The sequence below is a fragment of the Microbacterium luticocti DSM 19459 genome, assembly GCF_000422405.1.
In the GTDB taxonomy this organism is placed as follows: Bacteria; Actinomycetota; Actinomycetes; order Actinomycetales; family Microbacteriaceae; genus Microbacterium; species Microbacterium luticocti.
Map to the genome: position 1 here is coordinate 39,144 of NZ_AULS01000003.1, position 17,516 is coordinate 56,659.

The following is a 17,516-nucleotide window of genomic DNA, read 5'->3' on the forward strand; positions in this document are numbered from 1 at the left end:
CATTTTGCACCTAGCTCAAGCAACACGAAGCCGACTGAGCATGTTGCGCAGTATCACCCGGCAGCGTCGTGCTAGTGTTTCGCACTATGGCCCACCTGGACAGTGTCGATCTGGAGCTTCTGGCCACCTTGTCGCAGGATCCGCGCGCCACCGTCGTCGCGCTCGCCGAGAAGCTCGGGATGAGTCGCAACACGGTGCAGGCGCGGATGGCGCGACTGGAGCGGTCGGGGGTGTTCCTCTCCTTCGAGCGGGCGATCTCGGCGACCGCGCTCGGCTTTCCCATCGAGGCGTTCATCGCCGTCACGGTCAGGCAGGCCGATCTGCCCTACATCACCGGCGAACTGCACCGCATCCCCGAGGTGTTGCAGGCGCATGGGATGAGCGGCCAGGTCGATCTGCTCGTGCATGTGGCGTGCCGTGACACCCAGCACCTGTTCGAGACGGATGCCCGCATCCTCGCCATCGACGGGGTGGAGCGCACCGAGACCTCGCTGGCGATGGGCGAGGTCATCGGTTACCGGGTGCGTCCGCTCATGGACCTGGCCCGCGAAGGCGCATAGTCCCCCGGCGCGGCTCAGCGTGCGAGAAAGCGCATGATCGCCTCGGCGGCCGGTCGCGGCGTCTCGTAATGGATGAGGTGCCCGACCGCGGGGATCTCGTACAGGCGGGCGTCCGGGAACAACCGCACCAGTTCCCGTTCCTTCTCGATCGGGGTGATGTCGTCGCGTTCGGCGGCGATCAGCAGCGTGGGCTGCGCGATGCCCGCGGCCGACTGCCGCACGTCGTGCGACACGCTGGTCACGAACGCCTCGTGCAGCACATCGCGGTCGGCGAAGCGCGAGAAGTAGGTGTCGTGCTGGTCGTGCACGAAGCGACGCAGCGTGGCATCCCGCGTCTTGACCATCGCCAGGCTCATGACCCGCACGATCATCCGGTTGCGCAGCAGCGCCTCGCCCACACGGCGCGGCAGCCGCGCGCCCAGCAGGTAGTAGAGCACGGCCAGGCGGGTGAACACCCCGCGCGGCCCGGCGAGTGCGGGCGCGCCGATCGGGTTGACCAGGATCAGCCCCGGCGTCGGCAGGCCGGCGGCGACGGCGGCCGCCGCCACGATCGACCCGAAGCTGTGGCCGAGCACGACGGCGCCGGGGCAGGTGTCGGCGGCGAACGACGTGAGCCAATCGACGTATCCGCCCAGGTCGTGGCGGCGCCCCGGCAGCGGCGCGGTCTCGCCGAATCCCGGCAGGTCGGGCGAGATGACGCGGATGCCGGGCAGGAACGCCACGATCGGTTCGAGACCGTGATGCTCGCCACGGAACCCGTGCACGGCCAGGATCGTCACCGCGGCGTCGTCGGGCCCGTACACCCAGTAGGCGGTGGTGCCGCCGAGCACGGTCGCCTCGCGACGGGTGACCGGGATCTCGGCCAGCTGTGCGGCGTACGGGTTCGGGGCGCTCACCCGTCGAGTCTAGGATGCCGCGGCGTCGCTGCCGGGCGTTGTCGGAGGTGTGCCCTACCGTGGGCGGCATGGACCAGCCGGCACTCTTCGACCTCGATCCCGACGACGCCGCCACCCCGCACACGGACGCGGCCGTGCCGGACTGGTCGCGCCGGGTGGGCGTGTTCGATCTCGAGACCACGGGCATCGATGTCACCGGCGATCGCGTGGTGACCGCACACGTCGGTGTGCTCGACGGCACCGGTGCGGTGGTGCAGGCGCAGGACTGGCTCGCCGACCCGGGGGTCGAGATCCCGGATGCCGCGGCGGCGGTGCACGGTGTCACCACCGAGTACGCCCGTGCCCATGGCCGACCCGCGGCCGACGTGGTCGCCGAGGTGACCGCGGCGCTGCGGGCCCTGTTCGAGGCGGGTGTTCCGGTGGTCGCCTACAACGCGCCGTACGACTTCTCGCTGTTGGCCCACGAGTGCCGGCGACACGGCGTGGCCGAGATCGCACGTCCCGAGCCGGTGATCGACCCGCTCGTGCTCGACAAGGCGCTCGACCGGTATCGGCGCGGAAAGCGCACCCTCACCGCGGTGGCCGCGCATTATGCGGTGGCGCTCGAGGACGCGCACGAGGCGGCGTCCGACGCGGTCGCGGCCGGTCGGGTGGCGTTGGCCCTCGCCCAGCGGTACGCGACGGCGTTGCCCGCATCGGCGGTCGAACTGCACACCCGGCAGATCGGCTGGGCGCGCGACCAGGCCGAAAGCCTCACCGAGTACTTCGTGCGCATCGGGCGGATCGATCCGGCCGACACCCTCGACGGCAGCTGGCCGATCCGCGCCCGCACATGACGAAGACCCCGCCGCAGCGGGGCCTTCACCGGGTGCGCGATTACTTGGCGGCGCCGAAGCCCTTGAAGCGCTGGTTGAACTTCTCGACGCGGCCGGCCGAGTCGAGGATGCGCTGCTTGCCCGTGTAGAACGGGTGCGACGCCGACGAGATCTCGACGTCGATGACGGGGTACTCGACGCCATCGAGCTCGATGGTCTTGTCGCTGGTCGCGGTCGAGCGGGTCAGGAAGGTCTCGCCCGAGCCGAGGTCGCGGAAGACAACGGCGTGGTAGTCGGGGTGGATGTCAGTCTTCATTGGGATTCCTTGCGGTGCGGAAGGGAAATCTGCGGCGCCGAAGCACCAAGGATCGAGTCTATCAGCGATCGCCGGGGTTCTGCGACGCGGCACGGGCGGCGTAGCGCCCGTCCTCGGTGGCCAGGGTGATCGGCATGCCGAACGTGGCGCTGAGGTTCTCGGCGGTGAGGGTCTCCTCTAGCGGGCCGGATGCCACGACCGCACCGTCCCGCAGCAGCAGCACGTGCGTGAACCCGACCGGGATCTCTTCGACGTGGTGGGTGACCATGATCATGGCCGGAGTGGTCGGCGCCTGCGCGTATCCGCCGAGCAACTGCAGCAGCTCCTCCCGGGCCCCCAGGTCCAGGCTCGCGCTCGGCTCGTCCAGCAGCAGCAGCTCGGGATCGGTCATCACGGCACGGGCGATCTGCACGCGCTTCTGCTCCCCCTCCGACAGGGTGCCGAAGGTGCGGTCGGCGAGGTGGTCGAGCCGCCACTCGGCCAGCACCCGCAGGGCGCGACGCTCGTCGATGTCTTCGTAGGACTCGTTCCACCGGCCGAGCACCGAGTACGCCGCGGTCATCACCACGTTCAGCACGGTCTCTTCGGGCGGTACCCGGCGCGCCATCGCCGACGAGGCGAAGCCGATGCGGGGGCGCAGCTCGAACACGTCGGTGCGGCCGAGCCGCTCGTCGAGCACGGTGACCGTGCCGCTGGTGGGATGCAGCAGTGTCGCCGCCAACTGCAGGATCGTGGTCTTGCCGGCACCGTTGGCCCCGAGCACCACCCAGCGCTCGTCGCCGCGCACCGACCAGTCCACGTGATCGACGATGTTGCGGGCGTTGCGGCGGACGACGACGTCGGCGAACTCGAGGACCTGGGGCATGGCATCCAGCCTAACGGCCGGACCCGCTCACCTCCGCGTACAGCGCCGCGGTCTGCCGGGCGATCTGGTCCCATCCGAAGTCGGTCGCGGCCCGCTCGCGCCCGGCCCTGCCGTAGGCGGCGGCACGCTCGGGGTCGCACGCCACCTCGGTGAGCGCGGCGGCCAGGTCGGCCGCGAACCGTTCCGGGTCGCGCGGGGTGCCGGTGCCGTCGTCGGCCTGGTCGATGGGCACAAGCCGCCCGGTGACACCGTCGAGGACGACCTCGGGGATGCCACCGGTCGCGGTGCCCACCACCGCGGCGCCGCACGCCATCGCCTCCAGGTTCACGATGCCCAGCGGTTCGTACACCGACGGGCACACGAACACGGTCGCCGCCGTCAGCACCGTGCACAGCTCGTGGCGGCTGAGCATCCGGTCGATCCAGACGACACCGTCGCGCTCGGCCTGCAGCCCCTGCACCAGCTCGGTGACCTCGGCCATGATCTGCGGGGTGTCGGGGGCGCCGGCGCACACGATCAGCTGCACCTCCGGCGGCAGCATCCGAGCCGCCCGCAGCAGGTGCGGCAGACCCTTCTGCCGGGTGATGCGGCCGACGAACACGACGCTCGGCCGCGACGCGTCGACCCCGAGCGTCGCGAGCAGCGTCGGGTCGTCGACGGGATGCCACGCCTGCACGTCGATCCCGTTGTAGATCACGCGCACCCGGCGCGGATCGAGGTCGGGGTAGGTGCGCAGGATGTCGGAGCGCATGCCGTCGCTGACGGCGATGACCGCCGCGGCAGAGGCGAACGCGGTGCGCTCCACGAAACTCGAGAGCGCATACCCGCCGCCGAGCTGCTCGGCCTTCCACGGACGCAGCGGCTCGAGGCTGTGGGCGGTCACGATGTGCGGGATGCCGTGCAGCAGGGATGCCACATGCCCGGCGAAGTTCGCGTACCAGGTGTGCGAGTGCACGACGTCGGCGCCGGCGATGTCGGGCACGATCTCGAGGTCGGTGCCCAGGGTCTGCACGGCGGGGTTCGCGTCGCGCAGCGCATCGGGCACGCCGTAGGAGCGGGTGCCGCGCTCATCGCGCAGCGCGCCGAACGCGCGCACCCGTGCGTCGACCGGTCCGCCCTCGCCGACACCGAGCCGGCGCAGCGCCTTCACGAGCTCGGCGACGTGCACTCCCGCCCCGCCGTAGACCTCCGGCGGGTACTCCTTCGTCACGATGTCGACGCGCATGTCAGGAACGCTAGTACAGCCGGGGCGGCGGGCATAGTGTGGTGCCATGCCAGCCTCGCCCAAGGTCTTCGGAATCATCCTCGCCGGTGGTGAGGGCAAGCGACTCATGCCGCTGACGGCCGATCGGGCGAAGCCGGCGGTGCCGTTCGGCGGGCAGTACCGGCTGATCGATTTCGCGATCTCGAACCTCATCAACTCGGGGCTGCGGCAGGTGGTGGTGCTGACCCAGTACAAGTCGCACAGCCTCGACCGGCACATCTCGCAGACCTGGCGCATGTCGGCGCTGCTGGACTCCTACGTCGCCTCGGTGCCCGCGCAACAGCGCCTGGGCAAGCGCTGGTTCTCGGGGTCGGCCGATGCGATCCTGCAGAGCCTGAACCTGATCAACGACGAGCAGCCCGACATCGTCATCGTCATCGGCGCCGACCACGTGTACCGCATGGACTTCCGGCAGATGCTCGACGCGCACCTCGAATCCGGCGCACGGGCCACGGTGGCCGGCATCCGTCAGCCCCTCGGCCTGGCCCACCAGTTCGGTGTCATCGACGTCGACCCCGAGCATCCCGGGCGCATCCGGCGGTTCCTCGAGAAGCCGCAGAGCGCGACCGGGCTGGCCGACGCGCCCGACGAGGTGCTCGCCTCGATGGGCAACTACATCTTCGACGCCGACGCGCTGATCGAGGCGGTCACCGCCGACGGCGAAGACACCACGAGCAACCACGACATGGGCGGCGACATCGTGCCCTACTTCGTCGACCGCGACGAGGCGGGCGTGTACGACATGAAGCTCAACGATGTGCCCGGGTCGAACGACCGCGACCGCTCGTACTGGCGCGACGTGGGCACGATCGATTCGTTCTTCGACGCACACATGGACCTGATCTCGACGCTGCCGGTGTTCAACCTGTACAACATGGACTGGCCGATCCACTCGCAGACGGTGAACTCGCCGCCGGCGAAGTTCGTGCGCGACTCGGTGGGACGCATCGGCAACGCCATCGACTCCATCGTCTCGCTGGGGTCGGTGCTGTCGGGCACCCATCTGGAGCGCAGTGTGGTGGGGCCGTGGACGCTGGCGGCCGGCGGCTCGACGATCACCGACGCCGTGCTGTTCGAGCATGTGCGGGTCGGTCAGGGCGCACGGGTGCACCGCGCGATCCTCGACAAGAACGTGGTGCTCGCCGACGGTGCCACCGTGGGCGTCGACCGCGAGCGCGACCTGGCGCGCGGGTTCACGGTGACCGATTCGGGCATCACCATCGTGGGCAAGGGCGTGCACGTCGAGGCCTGACCGCGCCGGTACTGTGGACGCGTGCCCGCGCGTCTGCTCGTCGTCCTCGATGCCGATTCCACGCTCATCCGCAACGAGGTGATCGAGTTGATCGCCGATGAGGCCGGGCGCGGGCCCGAGGTGGCGGCGGCGACCGAGGCGGCCATGCGCGGCGAGGTCGACTTCGCCTCCAGCCTGCGCTCGCGCGTGCAGGCGCTGGCGGGCGTGCCGCTGACGGCGTTCGCGCGCGTGCTGGCGCGGATCGAACCGACGCCCGGGGTGCGCGAGCTGATCGACGCCGTGCACGACCGCGGCGGCGTCGTCGGGGTGGTCTCGGGCGGGTTCCACGAGATCCTCGACACCGTGGCGCCCGACCTGGGCGTGGACGTCTGGCGCGCGAACCGGCTCGAGGCCTCGGACGGCGTGCTGACCGGCCGGGTCGACGGCGACATCGTGGATGCCGCGGGCAAGGCCGCCGCCCTCGGCGAGTGGGCCGCCGGGTACGAGGTGCCGACCGCGCGCACCCTGGCGATCGGCGACGGGGCGAACGACCTGCAGATGATGGCGGCCGCCGCCCTGGGCGTGGCCTTCAATGCCAAGCCGGCGGTGCGGGCGCAGGCCGACCTGGTCGTCGGCCCCGTCGACCTGTCGCAGATCGTGCCGCTGTTGCCCTGACGGAACGCCGCTCCCGCTCCCCGCGATCCCCCATCGGCGCGCTACCGTGCCGTCATGGACGTGATCCTGGTGCCGGGGCTCTGGCTGGACGCGTCGTGCTGGGACGGCGTCGTGCCGGTGCTCGAGCGTGCCGGCCACGTGCCGCGCCCGCTGACCATGCCCGGCGTCGGTGAGCCGGCGTCCCGGTCGGCGCACATCCGGATGGCGGATTGGGTGGCGGCGGTGGTGGCCGAGATCGACGCGTCTCCACGACCGGCGGCCCTGGTCGGCCATTCCGGCGGCGGAAACGTCGTGTGGGCCGCAGCCGACGCCCGCGCCGCCCACGTGACGCGCGTGGTCTTCGTCGACACCGTGCCACCGGCATCCGGATTCGGCATCGCGCAGTATCCCCCACACGACGGGGTGGTGCCGTTCCCCGGGTGGGACTACTTCGACGGCGCCGACATCGCCGATCTCGACGACGCCGTCCGCAGCCGGGTGCGCATGCATTCGGTGCCGGCGCGCGTGCCGACCGACGCCGTCGAGTTGCGCGACCCCGCACGGCACGCGATTCCGGTGACCCTCTTGTCGGGCCGACAGGACGAGACCGCGTTGCGCAACGAGCTGGCCCACTGGGGCCCCTGGGACGACGAGTTCGCGGCCATCCGCGACGTCGACATCGTCCATCTGGACACCGGGCATTGGCCGCAACTGTCGCAGCCCGGTCGGCTGGCCACCGCGATCGTGCGTGCGCTGCAGCGGCGACGCGTCGACCGGCCGACGATCGGACGCGCCCGCTAGAGTGGCGCGATGACGACGAAGCCGTGGATCCTGTTCGACATCGGCGGCGTGTTCGCCCTCGCCGACGACGGCCAGTGGCAGCCGCGGTTCTCCGCGCGTCTGCGCGAACGGGCCGGGCTCGATCTCGACGCCTTCGCTGAACGCGTCGACGCGGCGGATCTTCCTCGCCTCGACCTCGAGCAGGGCGTGCAGTCGGAGTATTGGCGGCGCCTGGGTGACGCCCTGGGCTTCGATGCCGCGACCCGCGACGAGGTGCGCACCGAGTTCTGGGATGCCTACTGCGGCACGGCCAACGCCGACCTGATCGCATACGCACGCTCGCTGCCCGCGCACATCGGGCGAGCCGCCCTCTCGAACTCTGTGGACGGCGCGCGCGAAGAGGAAGAGCGGCGTTTCGGTCTGTCGGGTGTCGTCGATCCGATCGTGTACAGCCACGAGATCGGGGTCGCCAAGCCGGATGCCGCCGCCTACACGGCCGCGCTGTCACAGATGGGCGCCCGCGCCGACGACGTGCTGTTCATCGATGACCACCGGGTGTCGCTCGACGGGGCCGCCGACCTCGGCATCCGCGGTCATCTGCACACCGACAATGCGACCACGATCGCCACGATCGAGGACTTCCTCACCGCGTACGCCGCGTAGACCGGGCAGTCGCCGGCCTAGTGCCCCATGCCGAGGCCGCCGTCGACGGGGATGACGGCCCCGGAGATGTACGACGCCTCGTCCGAGGCGAGCCAGGCCACGACGCCGGCGACCTCGTCGGCCGACGCGTAGCGGCCGGCCGGGATCGCCTTCTTGTACTCGGCCTTCTTCTCCTCGGGCAGCTCCGCGGTCATCTCGGTCTCGATAAAGCCCGGCGCCACCACGTTCGCGGTGATCGCGCGGGCACCGAGTTCGCGCGTCAGCGACCGGGCGAAACCCACCAGCCCGGCCTTCGAGCTCGAGTAGTTGATCTGTCCCGCCGAGCCGTACAGCCCGACCACCGACGAGATGAGGATGACGCGGCCCCACCGGGCCTTCAGCATCCCCTTGGCGGCCCGTTTGACGACCCGGAAGGTGCCGCCCAGGTTCGTGTCGACGACGGCGTCGAAGTCGTCCTCGGTCATGCGCAGCAGCAGCGTGTCCTTGGTGATACCGGCGTTCGCCACCACGATCGTCACCGGCCCGAGCTTCTGCTCGACCTCGGTGAACGCGGCGTCCACGGCCGCGGCATCCGTCACATCGGCCCGCACCGTCAGTGTGCCGGCCGGCCCCTCGCCCGAACGCGCGGTGACGGCGACCTTGTAACCGTCGGCGACGAAGCGGGCGGCGATGGCGCGGCCGATGCCGCGGTTGCCGCCGGTGACCAGGACGACGCGGTCTGCTGCTGACATGGATCACTCCACAGGGTCGGGGACGGATGCTCGCACCAGCCTACGCGGCGACGACCGCACGGCCGGTGCGGCGTAGTCTGGGAGCACCGTGAAAACCACCCCGTCACACCCCCAGTCGGCGACCTCGCTGCCGCGCGCGCCGCGCGACGAGGTGGGCGCGCGCTCGGTGCGCTACCTGCTCATGATGGCCGTGCGCGTGGCGTGCTTCGTCGCGATGGTGTTCGTGCAGCCGTTCGGCTGGTACACCTGGGTGTTCGGCGCGGGAGCGATCTTCCTGCCGTACGTCGCGGTCGTGCTCGCCAACGTCGGCCAGGAGTCGAAGACCGTCGCCGCGGTGCCGCCCGAGCGGGCGCTGCCGGCCGCGGCAGCCGACGCCGGGCACGAGACGGTGATCCGCGTGCGTGAGACCCGCGAGGTGGGCGGGGCCGCGCAGCCCGACCGAGTGGACGGGGACGGCCGGGAATGAGCGCCCCGACCTGCGCGCGCGCCGGATGCACCGCCGCCGCCACGGCCCTCGTGGTGTGGCGCAACCCGCGCATCCACGCCACCGACCGGCGCAAGCTCTGGCCCGCCTGTCCCGCGCACGTCGACTACCTGCGCGACTTCCTGGCCGCCCGCCGCTTTCCGGTGGCGGTCGAACCGTTGCCCGCCGACGAGCCGGAGCCGCGATGAGCAGCCGCCAGTCCGCCCCCGCCGCCGTCCGCTGGACCGCCTACATCGGCGTCGCCATCGTGTTCGCGATCGCCTGCGCGTTCCTGGCCCACTGGCAGCTGAGCAAGAACGTGGCCCGCACCGCGCAGCTCGAACTCATCTCACGCAACTACGACGCCGCGCCGGTGGCACTGGACCGCCTGCTGCCGGCGGGGGCGACGCTGGATGCAGCAGACAAGTGGCGTCCGGTGACCCTCACCGGGCACTACCTGACCGACGACCAGCTGCTCGTGCGCAACCGCGTGCACGAAGGCACCGCCGCCTACGAGATCATCGTGCCCTTCCAGCTCACCGACGGCCGCGTGTTCCTCATCGACCGCGGCTGGGAGCCGCCGGGCAACCGCCAGCCCACCCCCGACCGCATCCCGGCCGCGCCGACCGGTCAGGTCACCGTCGTCGCCCGGCTGGTGCCCGGCGAGGGCCTGCCGAACTCGGGGGCCGCAGCCCCCGCCGGACAGGTGCCGTCGGTGAACCTGCCACTGGTCGCCCACAAGACCGGGCTGGCCGACCTCGACCGGGGCGCCTACGGCGAGCTGATCAGCGAAGACTCCGCGCCCGCCGAGGTGCCCTCCGCGTTCGAGTCACCCTCCGAGGACCCGGGACCGTACCTGTCGTACGGCATCCAGTGGATCATGTTCGCGGTGATGGGCTTCGTGTTCATCTGGTACGTGATCCGATCCGAACGCCGCGCGCGCCGCGAGGCCGCCGAGGACGCCGCCGCCGTGGCGGCTCTGGCCGCCACCGACCCCGAGGCGGCCGCGGCGCTCGAGGCCGAGGCATCCGCCCGCCGCATGCGGGAGCGTCGGGCCGCACGCCGCGACCGCGACGCGCAGGACGAGGACGCCCTCCTCGACGACGCATCCCGCTGACCGCGCGGGGCGGGTCCGCTGATTACGCCAGCGCGACGAGGTCGGCGTAGTCGCGGCCCCAGATGTCTTCGACGCCGTCGGGCAGGATGAGCACCCGCTCGGGGTTCAGCGCCTGCACCGCCCCCTCGTCGTGCGAGACGAGCACGACCGAGCCCTCGTAGTGCGCCAGCGCGTCGAGGATCTCGTCGCGTGAGGCCGGGTCGAGGTTGTTCGTGGGCTCGTCCAGCAGCAGCACGTTCGCGCTCGAGACGACCAGGGTCGCCAGCGACAGCCGCGTCTTCTCGCCGCCCGAGAGCACGCCCGCGGGCTTGTGCACGTCGTCGCCGGTGAACAGGAACGATCCGAGCACCTTGCGGGCGTCGGTCGCGGTGATGTCGGGCGCCGCCGACGTCATGTTCTCGAGCACGGTCCGCCCGACGTCGAGGTTCTCGTGCTCCTGCGCGTAGTAGCCGATCTTCAGCCCGTGCCCGGGCACCACCTGCCCGGTGTCGGGCTCGTCGACCCCGGCGAGGATGCGCAGCAGCGTGGTCTTTCCGGCGCCGTTGAGCCCGAGCACCACGACCTTCGAGCCGCGGTCGATGGCGAGGTCGACGTCGGTGAAGATCTCCAGCGACCCGTACGACTTGCTCAGCCCGGTGGCCGTCAGCGGGGTGCGGCCGCACGGCGCAGGCTTGGGGAACCGCAGCTTGGCGACCCGGTCGACCTGGCGCACCTCGTCGAGGCCGTTCAGCAGTTTCTCGGCGCGCGCGAGCATCTGGTGCGCGGCCGCGGCCTTGGTGGCCTTCGCCCCGAACTTGGCGGCCTGCTGCTGCAGTGCGGTCGCCTTCTTCTCGGCGTTGGCGCGTTCCTTCTTGCGACGCTCCTCGTCGGCGACGCGCTGGCGCTGGTAGTTGCGCCAGTTCATGTTGTAGATGTCGATGACCTGACGGTTCGCGTCGAGGTAGAACACCCGGTTCACGGTCTCGCCGACCAGTTCGACGTCGTGGCTGATCACGATCAGCCCGCCCTTGTAGCCCTTGAGGAACTCGCGCAGCCACACCACGCTGTCGGCGTCGAGGTGGTTGGTCGGCTCGTCGAGGATCATCGTCTCGGCGTCGGAGAACAGGATGCGGGCCAGCTCGATGCGCCGGCGCTGACCGCCCGAGAGGGTGCGCAGCGGCTGGTCGAGGATGCGGTCGGGCAGCGCCAGGTTGTGGGCGATCGAGGCGGCCTCGGCCTCGGCCGCATAGCCGCCGAGGGTCTCGAACCGCTCGGTGAGGGTGCCGTAGCGACGCATCGCGCGGGCCGCGGCATCCACGTCGTCGCTGCCCATCTGCTCCGAGGCCTCGCGCATGCCCAGCTGGATCGACCCGAGTCCCCGGGCGTCGAGGATGCGCGTGCGGGCGAGCATGTCGGGGTCGCCCGACCGGGGATCCTGCGGCAGGTAGCCGAGCTCGCCGCCGCGTTCCACGCGCCCCTCAGAGGGAAGCAGGTCCCCGGCGAGGACCTTGGTCAGCGTCGTCTTGCCGGCGCCGTTGCGCCCCACGAGCCCGATCTTGTCGCCGGCCGACACCCGGAACGACACGTCCTCCATCAGGACGCGCGCGCCCACGCGGATCTGCAGGTCGTGCACGGCGAGCACAGGGACATCCTTCGCGGTGGGGGTGGGTGTTCGGCCCGACGGGGCCAGCCTCCCAGTATACGGCGGCGCCCGCACCGGCCTTCGGCGGCGGCGGTGTGGTCGCGCCTTCGACGGCGGGCAGGGGGCGCTGGCACGGCGGGTGCAGCCGGGGCCTCGGCGGCGGGTGCAGCCAGGCCATCGGCGGCGGGTACGGTCGATCCCTGCGGCGGCAGTCCGGTCGGTCCCTGCCGCGGCGGGTGCGGCCGGGCCGCTCCATCCGTCGCCCGGACGAACCCACTCCCTGTGCGCTGTTAGGCTAGCCTTACCTATTCACTTTCCCGAGGAGTCCCCCGTGCCCATCCGCCGCGCACTGTCCCTGGCCCTGGCCGGCCTCGCCGCCTTCTCCCTCACCCTCACCGGCTGCGCTTCCGGCAGCGCCGCACCCGCGGCCGACGGCCCGGCGTCGCCGGCATCCGACGGCTTTCCGGTGACGATCACACACGCGTACGGCACCACCACGATCCCCGCCCAGCCCACCCGCATCGCCACCGTCGCCTGGGGCAACGACGAGGTGCCGCTGGCCTTGGGCGTGGTGCCGGTCGGCATGGCCAAGGTCACGTGGGGCGACGACGACCACGACGGAGTCCTCCCCTGGGCCGAAGACCGCATCGCCGAGCTCGGCGGCACGACCCCCGCCCTCTACGACGAGACCGACGGCATCGACTTCGAGGCCGTCGCCGCCACCAAGCCCGACGTGATCCTCGCCGCCTACTCGGGCCTGAGTCGCACCGAATACGACACCCTCTCGAAGATCGCCCCGGTCGTCGCCTACCCCGACGTCGCCTGGGGCACCTCGTACGAGGACATGATCCGCATGGATGCGGCGGCGATCGGCAAGAAGGCCGAAGGCGACGCGCTCATTCAGAAGCTGCACGGCGAGGTCGACGCCGCGCTCGCCGACTTCCCCAAGCTGAAGGACGCGAAGGTGCTGTTCTCGTACATCGACCCCGCCGACTTCAGCAAGATCGGCTTCTACACCAGCCACGACACCCGGCCCGGGTTTCTGCAGAGCCTCGGGATGCCGGTGCCGCAGGTGGTCGCCGACGAGTCGGCCACCACCGACCAGTTCTACACGACGGTCAGCGCCGAGCAGGCCGACCGGTTCGCCGACGTCGACCTGTTCGTCACCTACGGCGACGACGCCGACGCGATGATCGCGAAGCTGAAGGCCGACCCGCTGCTGGGCAAGATCCCGGCCGTCGCCGCCGGACACATCGCCGTGCTGCGCAACAACACTCCGCTGGCCGCATCGGCGAACCCGTCTCCCCTGTCGATCGGCTGGGGCATCCACGACTACTTCGCACTGCTGTCCGGAGCCCTGGGCGAATGACCGCGACCGCGACCGCGGCTGCGGTACCCGCGGTCCCTGTCCGGCGACGCCGCACCACGCGCACCGCCTGGCTGATCGCCGCGGTGGCCGTGCTGGCGGTGCTGTGCGTGGCATCCGTCGCACTCGGCGTGCGGGCGGTGACCCCGGGCGAGGTGTTCTCGGCGCTCGGCGGACAGGCCGACACCGTCGGTGAGGCCGCGGTCCTGGCCCGGCTGCCGCGCACAGTGCTGGCGGTGCTCGTCGGCGCCGCGCTCGCACTGTCGGGCGCCGCCATGCAGGCGGTCACCCGCAACCCGCTCGCCGACCCCGGCATCCTGGGCGTGTCGGGCGGGGCGTCGCTGGCGGTGGTGGTGTGCATCGTGCTGGTGGGCACCACGGCCCCGGCCGCGCTCATGGGTGCGGCCGTGCTGGGCGCCGCGGCGGCCGCAGTGCTCGTCTACGCGGTCGGCTCCCTCGGCTCGGGCGGGGCGACCCCGTTGAAACTCACCCTCGCCGGCGCTGCCGCGTCGGCCGCCTTCGCCTCACTGGTGCGGGCGATCCTGCTCCCCCGCGCCGACGCGATGGAAAGCTTCCGGTTCTGGGAGATCGGCGGCGTGGGCGGCGCCACCTGGGACCGGATCGCGCTGGTGCTGCCCGCCCTCGTCGTCGGCGCGGCGGTGTGCCTGCTGAGCGCGCGCGGCATGAACGCCCTCGCGCTGGGCGACGATCTGGCGGCGGGCCTGGGCACCCACGTCACCCGCACCCGACTGGTGGCCTCGGCGGGTGCCGTGGTGCTGTGCGGTGCCGCCACCGCGATCGCCGGCCCGATCGGCTTCGTCGGCCTCGTGGTGCCCCACCTGTGCCGGCTGCTGGCCGGGCCCGACCATCGCTGGCTGCTGCCGTTCTCGGCGGTCGCCGGAGCCGGGCTGCTGGTCGGCGCCGACGTGATCGGGCGCCTGGTCGCCCGTCCCGGCGAACTCGACGTCGGCATCGTCACCGCGCTGGTGGGCGCACCGTTCTTCATCTGGATCGTGCGTCGGCAGAAGGTGCGCGAGCTGTGACCGCCCCCGTACTGACAGCGGATGCCACGACCGTGCGCGCGATCGCGGCCGGCCGGAGGGCGCGCCGCCGGCGGCGCACCCTCGTGGTGGCCGGGCTGGGTGTGGCGGTGCTGGCCGCCTTCGCCGCCGCCCTCATGATCGGCGACGCCTTCTACTCCCCCGACGAGGTGCTGCGGGTGCTGGCCGGTCAGGCCGTGCCGGGTGCGTCGTTCACGGTCGGCGACCTGCGGCTGCCGCGCGCGAGTTTGGCGGTGCTGTCGGGCCTGGCGTTCGGGCTGGCGGGGGTCACGTTCCAGACCATGCTGCGCAACCCGCTCGCCTCGCCCGATGTGATCGGCATCAGCGCCGGCGCCGGTGCGGCCGCGGTGGCGGGCATCGTGTTGTTCTCGCTGCAACCGGCCGCCGTGTCGCTGCTCGCCGTGGCAGGGGCCCTGATCACCGCCGCCGCCATCTACCTGCTGGCCCACCGGGGCGGATTCGCCGGCACCCGGCTGATCCTCATCGGCATCGGCGTCGGCGCGATGCTGACAAGCGTCACCACCTGGGTGCTCTCGCGCGCCGCCGCATGGGACCTGCAGGCGGCCACGCGCTGGCTCACCGGCAGCCTGAACGCGGCCGCCTGGCCGTCGATCGTGCCGTTGGCGGTGGCATCCGTGGTGCTCGTGCCGTTGCTGTTGGCGCAGTCCCGGGCGCTCGGCACGCTGCGGCTCGGTGACGACACCGCCACCGGGCTGGGCGTGCGCACCGGGCGCACCCGCATCCTCGCCCTGATCGCCGCCGTCACGCTGCTGGCGGTGGCGACCTCGGCGGCCGGCCCGATCGCGTTCGTCGCGTTCATGTCGGGCCCGATCGCGGTGCGTCTGGTCGGCCCGTCCACGGCGTTGCCGGCGGCATCGGGCCTGGTGGGCGCGCTGCTGGTGACGGTGGCGGACCTGGTCGGCCGGTTCGCGTTCGAGGGCCGTTACCCCGTGGGCGTGGTCACCGGCGTGCTCGGCGCGCCGTTCCTCGTCTTCCTGCTGATCCGCCTCAACCGATCGGGAGCATCGCTGTGACCGTCTCGCACACTCTGCGTGCCGCCGACCTCACCCTCGCCTACGGCGACCGGGTGGTCGTGCACGAGATCGACCTGGACGTTCCCGCCGGGGCCATCACCGCCGTGATCGGCGCGAACGGCTGCGGCAAGTCCACCCTGCTGCGCGCCCTGGCCCGCCTGCTGGCGCCGCGCGCCGGTGAGGTGCTGCTGGACGGCGAGCCGCTGCACCGTCGGCCCACGAAACAGCTCGCGCGCACGCTCGGCCTGCTGCCGCAGAGCCCCGTCGCGCCCGAGGGCATCGCCGTCGCCGACCTGGTCGGACGCGGCCGTCAGCCGCACCAGCGACTGCTGGCACGGTGGAGCGCGCACGACGATGAGGTGGTGGCGCAGGCGCTGGAGGCCACCGGCACCGCCGAGCTGGCCGACCGCTGCGTCGACGAACTGTCGGGCGGGCAGCGTCAACGGGTGTGGATCGCGATGGCCCTGGCGCAGCAGACCGACATCCTGCTGCTGGACGAGCCGACCACGTTCCTCGACGTGGCCCACCAGGTCGAGGTGCTCGACCTGCTCACCGATCTGAACCGTCGCAACGGGACGACCATCGTGATGGTGCTGCACGACATGAACCTGGCCGCCCGGTACGCCGACCACCTGTTCGCGATGCGCGACGGCCGGGTGGTGGCATCCGGCGCCCCCGCCGACGTGGTCACCACCACGCTCATCCGCGAGGTATTCGATCTGGACTGTGCGGTGATCGCCGACCCGGTCTCAGGAGCCCCGATCGTGCTGCCGCGCGGGCGGCACCACGTGCGTGAGAATGCCTGCACGGAAGGTGCCCGATGAGCGGGTACCGCTTCTTCCGCGCCCGGGTGGGCGCGGTCACCGATCTGACGCCGAGTTTTCGCCGCTTCACGTTCACCGGACCCGAGCTGGCCGGGTTCGCCGACCCGGGCTTCGACCAGCGGATCAAGATCGTCTTCCCCGCCTCCGCCGCCGCGCTGGAAGCGATGCCGACCGGCGACGACTGGTACGACGTGTGGCGACGCATGGACGCCGACGCCCGTCCCCCGTTCCGCACCTACACGACCCGGGCGGTGCGCCGTGGCATCCCGGAGCTGGACGTCGACATGGTCGCCCACGAGGTGATCGGGCCGGCGTCGGCGTGGATCGCCCGTGCCGGCGTCGGCGACGAGGTGCTGATCCTCGGTCCCGCCGAACCGCACAACGGTGTGAGCTTCGGTGTCGATTTCGTGCCGCCGGCGCACACCGGCGCCTATCTGCTCGCCGGCGACGAGACCGCCGCGCCGGCGATCGCGGCGATCCTCGAACAGGTGCCGGCCGATGCCCGTGGCATCGTGGTCGTCGAGGTGCCGCACCCCGACGACGTCGGCTACCTGCCGCACCACCCCGGTTTCACCTACCGGGTGGCAGCACGGGCCCACGGCGCACGGCACACACACCTGGTGCCGGCGGTGCAGGAGGCCGCGGCCGCGCTGGTGCCGCCGGGCCGGGGTAGCGAGGTCGAAGAGGTCGACATCGACGGCGGCCTGCTCTGGGAGGTGCCGCGCACCGCCCGCGGCGGGGCGGCCCTGCGCAGCGCGCCGCTGTACGCGTGGCTGGCCGGCGAGGCCGGGGCGATCAGACAGCTGCGCCGACACCTGGTCGCCGACCACGGCGTCGACCGGCGCGCAGTCGCCTTCATGGGGTACTGGCGGCTCGGCCGCGCCGAGGCGTGACGGCGGGGCAGGTCAGATCGCGGACCGGTCGGTCAGATCGCGAAGCCGAGGGCGCGCATCATCTCGCGGCCGTCGTCGGTGATCCGCTCCGGCCCCCACGGCGGCATCCACACCCAGTTGATGCGGAACCGGTCGACGACCGCATCCAGCGCCTGGGCGGTCTGCTCCTCGAGGACGTCCGTGAGCGGACATCCCGCGCTGGTGAGCGTCATGTGGATGACCAGCGCGTCGTTCTCGTCGTCCCACGCGAGATCGTAGATGAGTCCGAGGTCGACGACGTTGATCCCCAGCTCGGGGTCCATCACGTCTTTGAGCGCCTCGGTGACCTCGTCGTACTTCTCGGGTGACAGGGTCGCGGTCAT

Annotated in this window: 21 protein-coding genes; 14 read left to right on the top strand and 7 right to left on the bottom strand. The window is 71.7% G+C overall.

The genetic code is table 11. The annotated features are described in order from the left end of the window. Positions 1–86: 86 nt before the first annotated feature. Positions 87–560, top strand: coding sequence for an Lrp/AsnC family transcriptional regulator (locus H577_RS0105215; protein ID WP_029145052.1), 474 nt, complete (start codon positions 87–89; stop codon positions 558–560). Positions 561–574: 14 nt separating this feature from the next. Here the strand turns inward: H577_RS0105215 and H577_RS0105220 are convergent, their stop codons facing one another. Continuing rightward, positions 575–1,456, bottom strand: a complete 882-nt coding sequence (locus H577_RS0105220) for an alpha/beta fold hydrolase (RefSeq protein WP_029145053.1) — start codon at positions 1,454–1,456, stop codon at positions 575–577. 68 nt (positions 1,457–1,524) lie between these two features. Between H577_RS0105220 and H577_RS0105225 the strand changes: the two genes are divergently transcribed. Continuing rightward, positions 1,525–2,292, top strand: a complete 768-nt coding sequence (locus H577_RS0105225) for a 3'-5' exonuclease (RefSeq protein ID WP_084515856.1) — start codon at positions 1,525–1,527, stop codon at positions 2,290–2,292. Positions 2,293–2,332: 40 nt separating this feature from the next. Here H577_RS0105225 and H577_RS0105230 read toward each other — a convergent pair whose 3' ends face one another. From H577_RS0105230 to glgA, 3 genes are all read right to left on the bottom strand, one after another. Continuing rightward, entirely contained in the window at positions 2,333–2,587 is a 255-nt protein-coding gene (locus H577_RS0105230) for a type B 50S ribosomal protein L31 (RefSeq protein ID WP_029145055.1), read from the bottom strand. 61 nt (positions 2,588–2,648) lie between these two features. Further along, positions 2,649–3,452: an ABC transporter ATP-binding protein gene (locus H577_RS0105235; RefSeq protein WP_029145056.1), complete on the bottom strand. Its 804-nt coding sequence runs from the start codon at positions 3,450–3,452 to the stop codon at positions 2,649–2,651. Positions 3,453–3,462: 10 nt separating this feature from the next. Continuing rightward, the gene (glgA, locus tag H577_RS0105240; protein WP_029145057.1) at positions 3,463–4,677 is read right to left on the bottom strand and encodes a glycogen synthase; all 1,215 of its coding nucleotides are present in this window, start codon (positions 4,675–4,677) and stop codon (positions 3,463–3,465) included. A gap of 46 nt (positions 4,678–4,723) precedes the next feature. Here glgA and H577_RS0105245 point away from each other — a divergent pair, with 46 nt between their 5' ends. Genes H577_RS0105245 through H577_RS0105260 form a run of 4 tightly spaced genes read left to right on the top strand, consistent with a single transcriptional unit; the run spans position 4,724 to position 8,044 of the window. Further along, the gene (locus H577_RS0105245) at positions 4,724–5,968 is read left to right on the top strand and encodes a glucose-1-phosphate adenylyltransferase (RefSeq protein ID WP_029145058.1); all 1,245 of its coding nucleotides are present in this window, start codon (positions 4,724–4,726) and stop codon (positions 5,966–5,968) included. 21 nt (positions 5,969–5,989) lie between these two features. Continuing rightward, complete coding sequence (gene serB / locus H577_RS0105250) at positions 5,990–6,622, top strand: phosphoserine phosphatase SerB (RefSeq protein WP_029145059.1); 633 nt, start codon at positions 5,990–5,992, stop codon at positions 6,620–6,622. A gap of 54 nt (positions 6,623–6,676) precedes the next feature. Beyond that, complete coding sequence (locus tag H577_RS15235; RefSeq protein WP_051191787.1) at positions 6,677–7,402, top strand: alpha/beta fold hydrolase; 726 nt, start codon at positions 6,677–6,679, stop codon at positions 7,400–7,402. Between the two features lie 9 nt (positions 7,403–7,411). After that, positions 7,412–8,044, top strand: a complete 633-nt coding sequence (locus tag H577_RS0105260) for an HAD-IA family hydrolase (RefSeq protein WP_029145060.1) — start codon at positions 7,412–7,414, stop codon at positions 8,042–8,044. A 17-nt stretch (positions 8,045–8,061) separates the two neighbouring features. On the opposite strand, the gene fabG is transcribed toward H577_RS0105260, so the two are convergent. Further along, positions 8,062–8,775 (bottom strand): 3-oxoacyl-ACP reductase FabG, encoded by a 714-nt coding sequence (gene fabG, locus H577_RS0105265; RefSeq protein ID WP_029145061.1) that lies wholly within the window; start codon positions 8,773–8,775, stop codon positions 8,062–8,064. An 88-nt stretch (positions 8,776–8,863) separates the two neighbouring features. Here fabG and H577_RS16905 point away from each other — a divergent pair, with 88 nt between their 5' ends. The 3 genes from H577_RS16905 to H577_RS0105280 are packed head-to-tail and all read left to right on the top strand — an operon-like array spanning position 8,864 to position 10,355. Continuing rightward, complete coding sequence (locus H577_RS16905; protein ID WP_051191788.1) at positions 8,864–9,241, top strand: DUF3099 domain-containing protein; 378 nt, start codon at positions 8,864–8,866, stop codon at positions 9,239–9,241. Beyond that, positions 9,238–9,447 carry a hypothetical protein gene (locus H577_RS0105275; protein WP_029145062.1) on the top strand — a complete coding sequence of 70 codons (210 nt, stop codon included), beginning with the start codon at positions 9,238–9,240 and terminating at the stop codon, positions 9,445–9,447. Before H577_RS16905 ends, H577_RS0105275 begins: the two co-directional genes overlap by 4 nt. Next, positions 9,444–10,355: an SURF1 family cytochrome oxidase biogenesis protein gene (locus H577_RS0105280; RefSeq protein WP_029145063.1), complete on the top strand. Its 912-nt coding sequence runs from the start codon at positions 9,444–9,446 to the stop codon at positions 10,353–10,355. The genes H577_RS0105275 and H577_RS0105280 overlap by 4 nt, the downstream gene beginning before the upstream one ends. A 22-nt stretch (positions 10,356–10,377) precedes the next feature. Here H577_RS0105280 and H577_RS0105285 read toward each other — a convergent pair whose 3' ends face one another. Then, the gene (locus tag H577_RS0105285; RefSeq protein ID WP_029145064.1) at positions 10,378–11,976 is read right to left on the bottom strand and encodes an ABC-F family ATP-binding cassette domain-containing protein; all 1,599 of its coding nucleotides are present in this window, start codon (positions 11,974–11,976) and stop codon (positions 10,378–10,380) included. Between the two features lie 337 nt (positions 11,977–12,313). Here H577_RS0105285 and H577_RS0105290 point away from each other — a divergent pair, with 337 nt between their 5' ends. The 5 genes from H577_RS0105290 to H577_RS0105310 are packed head-to-tail and all read left to right on the top strand — an operon-like array spanning position 12,314 to position 17,154. Then, on the top strand, positions 12,314–13,345 hold the full coding sequence (locus H577_RS0105290; protein ID WP_029145065.1) for an iron-siderophore ABC transporter substrate-binding protein: 1,032 nt from the start codon (positions 12,314–12,316) through the stop codon (positions 13,343–13,345). Continuing rightward, on the top strand, positions 13,342–14,385 hold the full coding sequence (locus H577_RS0105295) for a FecCD family ABC transporter permease (RefSeq protein ID WP_029145066.1): 1,044 nt from the start codon (positions 13,342–13,344) through the stop codon (positions 14,383–14,385). The genes H577_RS0105290 and H577_RS0105295 overlap by 4 nt, the downstream gene beginning before the upstream one ends. Beyond that, on the top strand, positions 14,382–15,437 hold the full coding sequence (locus tag H577_RS0105300; protein WP_029145067.1) for a FecCD family ABC transporter permease: 1,056 nt from the start codon (positions 14,382–14,384) through the stop codon (positions 15,435–15,437). Before H577_RS0105295 ends, H577_RS0105300 begins: the two co-directional genes overlap by 4 nt. Continuing rightward, entirely contained in the window at positions 15,434–16,261 is an 828-nt protein-coding gene (locus H577_RS0105305) for an ABC transporter ATP-binding protein (RefSeq protein ID WP_029145068.1), read from the top strand. The genes H577_RS0105300 and H577_RS0105305 overlap by 4 nt, the downstream gene beginning before the upstream one ends. After that, the gene (locus H577_RS0105310) at positions 16,258–17,154 is read left to right on the top strand and encodes a siderophore-interacting protein (RefSeq protein WP_036283943.1); all 897 of its coding nucleotides are present in this window, start codon (positions 16,258–16,260) and stop codon (positions 17,152–17,154) included. Before H577_RS0105305 ends, H577_RS0105310 begins: the two co-directional genes overlap by 4 nt. A 32-nt stretch (positions 17,155–17,186) precedes the next feature. Here the strand turns inward: H577_RS0105310 and H577_RS0105315 are convergent, their stop codons facing one another. After that, positions 17,187–17,516 carry a metal-sulfur cluster assembly factor gene (locus H577_RS0105315; RefSeq protein WP_029145070.1) on the bottom strand — a complete coding sequence of 110 codons (330 nt, stop codon included), beginning with the start codon at positions 17,514–17,516 and terminating at the stop codon, positions 17,187–17,189.